Source organism: Rhizobium sp. MHM7A, from assembly GCF_005862215.1.
In the GTDB taxonomy this organism is placed as follows: domain Bacteria; phylum Pseudomonadota; class Alphaproteobacteria; order Rhizobiales; family Rhizobiaceae; genus Rhizobium; species Rhizobium bangladeshense.
Window position 1 is genome coordinate 197219 of the sequence record NZ_VCHT01000013.1, and the last position, 6362, is coordinate 203580.

Here is a 6362-nt window from a genome sequence, read left to right on the forward strand (position 1 = left end):
TCGCATTCCTGCGAGCATACTTTGGCGGGCTTATGGGTGCCAAGTCTTGGGTAAGGAAAGCCAGTTCAAGCGAATGGTCCGATTAGTGGTCCAATGCCATAATAAAACTGCTGACAAAGCCAGTATTAAGAAGCCGACTGCGAATGACAAGGTAAATGGGACGGATGTCCAGCCGATTGCCATGGAAGCGAGGATCGTTCCTATGGAAGTCGATGTTTTCAAGAGAGAGAACACCTCAGGTCTCATCTTCGGCGACACCAAGGTGTTGATTTGAATCGAGAAGTGTGCGCCGAGGGGTGCTGCAACGACTCCGGCTAGCACGCAACCGATCAACGATGCCGCGGCCGAGTGCTGGAAAGCAATCAGCGCGGTGCCGGCAATCATCAGAAGGAGCATTGCGACAACTTGCTGATTTGAGAACTTCTGGTTGCGAACACTCATGAAAATCGAACCTAGAAGCGACGCCGTGCACAGAATCCCTATGAACATCGCGCCGCGTTCCGGCTGAAAACCAAAATGGAGGGCAATTGATACCGCCCCAACTTCGATCGCGCTGATCGCCGCCGCACCTGAACAGGCGCATCCAAGCCAGAGCAGTACACCAGGTTTGGTCATTTTGCCCGCGTGTTCGGAGCTTCGAGCCACCGGGAGATGCGGTATTCTGGGCAGGATGAAAGCGGGTACAGCACCCAACGCCGCGATCGCAACAACTGCAAACGATGGGGATATTGAGCCGATGGTTGCAGCAAGTATCGGCGTGACGACAAAAGTGACATCTGTCGCCATCGCTCCAAAGCCAAGGGCCTTCATCATCTTTGAAGGTTCGACCAAATAATTCGCGGCATTGCGCAGGTGACCGAAAGCCGCTCCCTGGACGAGGCCGGCGGTGGCTGCTGCGCCGACAAGGATCGGGAGGGGTGCGCCCGTGCCGCACGCTGCTGCGCATCCCAACATTGCTACCGTTCGAATGAGGATTAATGACTTGAAGAAAGAAATGGTGTTGGCATGGCGCCCCAGCCGGGCAACAGGGACCGCCCCGAGAAGTTGTGTCGTCGTCATTGCCGCGAGCACAAGCGCGCCGTCTGCAGGGTCGCCGGTGATCGCGAGGGTCGCCAGAGCAAATGCGATGGACGCGCCCGCACGGGGAGCGCCGAACAGTCCAAATGCAACTGCCCAGCGGGCAGAGTGATTACAATGTGAACCGCCCCTACGCATGTCAGCTTGCCCGTCAACTTGATTGAATTCGGCCGGCTAGGCGAAATTCGTCGAAAGTCATGGAAGTTGCCCAGCACATGGTTCATGCCCGAAGCCGGTTCGGAAGCGTTTGAAGCCGCGACGCTCGATGTGCAGCAACTTTATCTTAATACGAAGAGAAGCCCAGCTATACTATGGTATTGCCGCAACATTCGTTGACTTGACACATGTCACGATTGATGGACTTCCCGTCCCATACAGAGGGCTTCGACTCAACTGAAATCAGAAAAGATCAGGTAGCGCCTAGGGCAGACACTCATCATCATCACTGGAACCCATTTTTTTAACGTTACGTCGTGGGAGGGCCCGATGGCGGGGGTGGCTGATTGCCGTCATCAGGGGATTGCCCCGCTCGATCGCGGCTAAGCTCGTGCACCGGCACCGTGAAGGTCATAGTCACGCCCTGATCCGCGTTCGCGCGCGCCCATAAGCGGCCGTTGTGGCTTTCGACAATCGAACGGCTTACCGATAAACCTATGCCCATGCCGTCCTGCTTGGTCGTATAAAAAGGGTCGAAGATCCTTCTGACATCCTGCGAGCCGAAGCCGACGCCCGTATCGATCAGGGATAATCGAACTTCCTTGCCGTCACTGCCTTCCGTTTTAATTACGATCTGTCTCGGCCTTTCCTTGACTGGTGTGAGCGCTTCGATCGAGTTGCGTAGCAGGTTCATGATCACCTGCTGCAGCTGAACGCGGGCACCGGCGACGCGGGGCAGATTGGAGCCGAATTCCGGCTTGACTAAGATACGCCCGCGTTGAAGATCACTCGATGCGAGAGCGATCACTTCGCTGGCGATCTCATTGATGTCGAGTGCTTCGATTGCCGGAGGCTTCCTGCTGAACAGGGCACGAAGTCGAACGATGACATCGGCTGCTCGGTTCGCGTCGCGGATCATGCGGGATGCCGTCTCCTTCGCAACCTCCATATTGGGGGGATCTGCGGTGAGCACGCGCAGACATGTGTTGGCATTGTTGACCATGCCAGCAAGAGGTTGGTTAACTTCATGCGCGATCGACGCCGTCAGGACGCCAAGGCTCGTGACGCGGGTGACATAGGCAAGCTCCGAACGGGCTTGACTGAGTGCCTCGTCGGCTTTCCTGCTTTCCGTCACGTCCTGGACTGCACCCGTCAGTTCCTGCTCGCCATCCTTATTGCGTTCGCTGTGGGCAAGAACGCGCACGTTTTTAACCGACTGATCGGGCATAATGAGCGTGATGTCGTAGTCGAAGTCCCCGCTGCCCTCACAGGCTCGATCAAGAACGTGTTGCACTGTTGTCAGACTGCCGGGATCAAGCCGCGACAATACCGTTCGAAGCGTCACCCTCGTAGAGGGATCGACGCCGAATATGCGGTAGGTTTCCGCTGACCAGGTGATCTCGTCACCCCCGAGCTTCAAGGAGAAGCTGCCGGTCCTGCTGAGGCGTTGGGCGTCGGCTAGGAACGCTTCGCTACGCCGGAGCCCTTCCTCTGCCCGTTTCCGATCATCGATATCCGTCAATAGCCCGTACCAGCGGACGATCTGGCCATCCGCATCGCGCAACGGCAACCCGCGCAGCTGAAACCAGCGCCACACGCCGTCATGTCTGAGGAAGCGGGTTTCGTAGTCGTATGGTTCACCGCTCGCGATCGACCCCATGAAACTGTCGATACAGAGCTGCAGATCGTCTGGATGCGTGATTCCGTTCGTCGCCCAGTTGTCCAGCTCCTCGAGTGGGCGATTGAAATAATCCAGTATCTGTTGATTGCCGCCGATCAGTTTCCCGACGGGTGAAAAGATAGCGATCATCCCCGCTATGCCATCAACGATGAAACGCGATTCCCGCTCGCGTTCGGCCAACGCCTCCTCTGCTCTTTTGCGGTCATCGATATCGACGTGCAAGGCGTACCAGCGAACGACAGTTCCATCCTCGGCGCGCAGTGGGTGACCAGTGACTTGAAACCAGCGATTGGCTCCGTCTGACCGGCGCAACCGCACCTCGAGATCGTAGGGTTGCCCGGAGGCGACGGCATCGTCGACGGCGGCAATCATTCGAGGCATGTCGTCACCATGCACGACGTCCGTGCCTGCCCAACTGCGAAGCTGGTCCAGTGTTCGTCCATAATAGCGTAGCAGCGGACCGTTGATCGCTTCGACTGTTCCGTCGGCCGCCAACACTCCGATGCCGGCCGGGATGCTCTCGAGAACCATATGCGCTTCCCGCTCCCGCGCAGCCAGTTCCAGCTCCGTCCTCTTGCGGTCGTCGATGTCGACGAGCAGATGAAACCACCGCAGGATGTTTCCTTCCTGACCCCTGAACGGCAGTCCCAACACATTATGCCAGCGGTAGACACCGTCCGCACGGAGATGACGGCTCTCGACGTTGTAAAATGTTCCCGTTCGGTGCGCTTCAAGTTGATCAGCGATCGTCGCCTGCAGGTCGTCCGGATGAACCACCTCCATTGCTTTCCAATTCTTCAATTCCTCCAGGCTCATGCCAAAATAATCAAGCGCCGGAGTATTGAGCGCCTCAACGTCGCCCGTTGGCGTGGTAACTGCGACAGGGACAGGGATGCTGTCTACAATGCGTTGGAAATCAGTCTCGTTCTCTCGCAAGGTCGGAGAAGGCGGATCGGCCTCAACGGCAACACCGTACCATCTATCGACCTGGCCATCTGAAAACATCGGATTGCATTGGATGCGCAGCAGGCGATGGACGCTGTTGGCACTGCGGACCGGCATCTCGATCTCAAAAGGTTTGCTTGAAGACAACATGGTGCGAAATCGTTCGACGATTGCCGACGCCTCGTCCGCCGATGCCATGATCGGCCAGGTCCAACCGGCGGGCGGACAAGCGGAAAGACCAAAAAAATCCGCCAGGCTCTTGTTCACAAACGGGATGCTGCCGTTCGAAAGAGCGGTGAAAACCATTCCAGGGAGCGTGTCGAGAACCCGACCGAGTTCCGCCTCCATGCCTGTCCTTTCAAACGGTCAAACCCATTTACGGACCCTACGATTTCGAGCCACCAGCCGTACATTATGCTATGGTGTCGAGTATCGGGTTCGCGTAGCTGTGAGATGGCAGGGACCTCAGAGTGCTAGGCAAACACCTGTGACAGCGTCTCTTGCAGGGCGACATCGCTGAAGGGCTTGAAAAGGCACGCGACCGCGCCGTTCTGAAGCAAGGGCAGCCGTTCGTTCTCGTCCTTGTGAGCCGTGATGAAGATAATAGGTATGTTCTCGCCCCGGCGGATCAGCTCGTCCTGAAGTTCCGGACCGGACATGCCGGGCATCGCGACATCCAGTATCAAGCAGCCAGTGCTTTCGACCCACTCGGATTGCAGGAACTCGGCGGCTGATGAGAAGGCCTGCACTTCGAAGCCGAAGGTCCGAATGAGATCGGGGAGGGACTCTCTGACCGATTCATCGTCATCAACGACGGATACGAGTGCCTGTTTCGATCTCATCGACAACCACCTGCGCGAAGCCGGCTTCGCTTTCATTTTTCTACCGGCATCAAATATGGGATCTGGTGCCTCCTGTCGCGTCGCGGGCCCTTCATCTCCGGCCGGCTGCATGTGGCGTCCGCAAGACAAGATGCATCAATTGCGCATAACGGTCCATTGTCCAATGGTATCGAAACCGATAGCAAGCGGCTTCGCTTGACGGCCGCAGCCGGAGATCGCGCTTCGGTCAGCGGCCTCGAGCGCCTGGTGCAGGTCGATCTCCCACGACTCCTGAGAGCTGACTTGCCAGCAGGTTGAGGTCTGCTTCTCGATCCGGATCTACCGTTTCTCTGGCACGAGGCTTTGGGCTCACGCTCAGCAAGCGCCGGTCGGCCGGCCTTACTGCGAGCCGGGCTGAAAGATCGGGCTACTGACCGCCGTATTCGCCCTCGGGCAGATCGTGAGACCGCTGGTCATAGGGTCGCTCTGGCGCGGACCGACAGCACCGGCGCGGATTTGATCTCCCTCTTAATCTTGCCAACCTTGCTCTTGCCGTCGGTGCGGCGATATTCGTCGGGATAATTGTCCTTTATCATCGGGAGCCGCCGAATCCGGATGGAAATTGTGCGGCCGCGTCAGAAAGACACCTTCCGCTTCAGTCCACTTCTCCACTTTCTTCGAGGCGAAGCTTGGCAGCCATGTTGACCAGCTCTGGAAGAGTACGGGCACGCATTTTCCGCATCACCTGACCGCGATGCGCCTTCACGGTGATCTCGCTGATATCAAGTTCGAAGGCGACCTGTTTGTTCAAGAGACCCTTGACGACTCGTACCATCACTTCGCGCTCCCTCTTTGTCAGCGCGTCGTAGGACTGCTGCAACTGCCGAAGCTCTTCGTCGTTGCGCAGCATTTCCTCGCTCTGCGCTAAGGCCGCTCGGATGGCCTCCAGGAGCGCAGGTGTGTCGATGGGCTTTGTCAGGAAATCGAGTGCGCCGCCTTTGAGCGCCTTCACGGTCATCGGGACATCGCCAAAGCCGGACACGAAAATGATGGGCATGCGACTCCCGCCCACCTTAATCATGGTCTGTAGATCGAGGCCGTTCAGACCTGGCATGTTCATGTCGAGAACGAGGCAGCAGGGAGCCGACGAAAGTGGCGTGGCGAGATAGGACTGGGCGGATTCAAAGAGCAATGGTCGCCATCCCGCCGACATGATCAGGAGCTCCAGGGATTCCCTGACTGAGATGTCGTCATCAATGACCACGACCGTTGGCCGCTCTATAACCGCGCCATCGGGAAGCGTTGCATTCGTCATTGTCGAGATCATCCGATACATGTGCTTCCTCCCCGAAGAAGACAGCAGGCTCGTCGTCCAATCGAAGTAACCATAACACAAGTCACGCGTTGCGGCACGTCCGGCGCTATAGGCGCTCGCTTCTCCAGCCGCCTTGCGAAGATGCGCCCTTCCGGCGAGAAATCCATTGTACGATGGTATCGCCACAGTTTTTCAGGGATCACGGCGGCAGACCTTCCAGGCGGAGGCTTGCCGGCCAGCTTGGCATCGATACCATCATCGTCGAAGGCGGCAAGCCGGGCGGCACCTCCCTGACGGTCGGCTGCATTCCCTCCAAGGCGCTGATCCATGCGGCCGAAGAATTCGACGCCACGCGGAAAATGCTGGC

The 6362-nt window shown here is 57.7% G+C and carries 5 protein-coding genes and 1 pseudogene; 1 reads left to right on the top strand and 5 read right to left on the bottom strand.

Going from position 1 to position 6362, the window contains the following annotated elements; genetic code table 11:
- Positions 1–30: 30 nt before the first annotated feature.
- From FFR93_RS31520 to FFR93_RS31535, 5 genes are all read right to left on the bottom strand, one after another.
- Positions 31–1215, bottom strand: coding sequence for an MFS transporter (locus FFR93_RS31520; protein ID WP_138396082.1), 1185 nt, complete (start codon positions 1213–1215; stop codon positions 31–33).
- A 328-nt stretch (positions 1216–1543) separates the two neighbouring features.
- Positions 1544–4207: a PAS domain-containing sensor histidine kinase gene (locus FFR93_RS31525; RefSeq protein WP_138396083.1), complete on the bottom strand. Its 2664-nt coding sequence runs from the start codon at positions 4205–4207 to the stop codon at positions 1544–1546.
- Between the two features lie 125 nt (positions 4208–4332).
- Positions 4333–4701, bottom strand: coding sequence for a response regulator (locus tag FFR93_RS31530; protein ID WP_064695220.1), 369 nt, complete (start codon positions 4699–4701; stop codon positions 4333–4335).
- 452 nt (positions 4702–5153) lie between these two features.
- A complete protein-coding gene (locus FFR93_RS42000; RefSeq protein ID WP_281407919.1) occupies positions 5154–5276 on the bottom strand; it encodes a hypothetical protein in 123 nt (40 codons plus the stop codon).
- Between the two features lie 59 nt (positions 5277–5335).
- Positions 5336–6016 (bottom strand): response regulator, encoded by a 681-nt coding sequence (locus FFR93_RS31535; protein ID WP_138396084.1) that lies wholly within the window; start codon positions 6014–6016, stop codon positions 5336–5338.
- Positions 6017–6168: 152 nt separating this feature from the next.
- On the opposite strand from FFR93_RS31535, the pseudogene FFR93_RS31540 reads away from it, so the two are divergent.
- Positions 6169–6362, top strand: a pseudogene (locus tag FFR93_RS31540) (hypothetical protein); the annotation flags it as partial.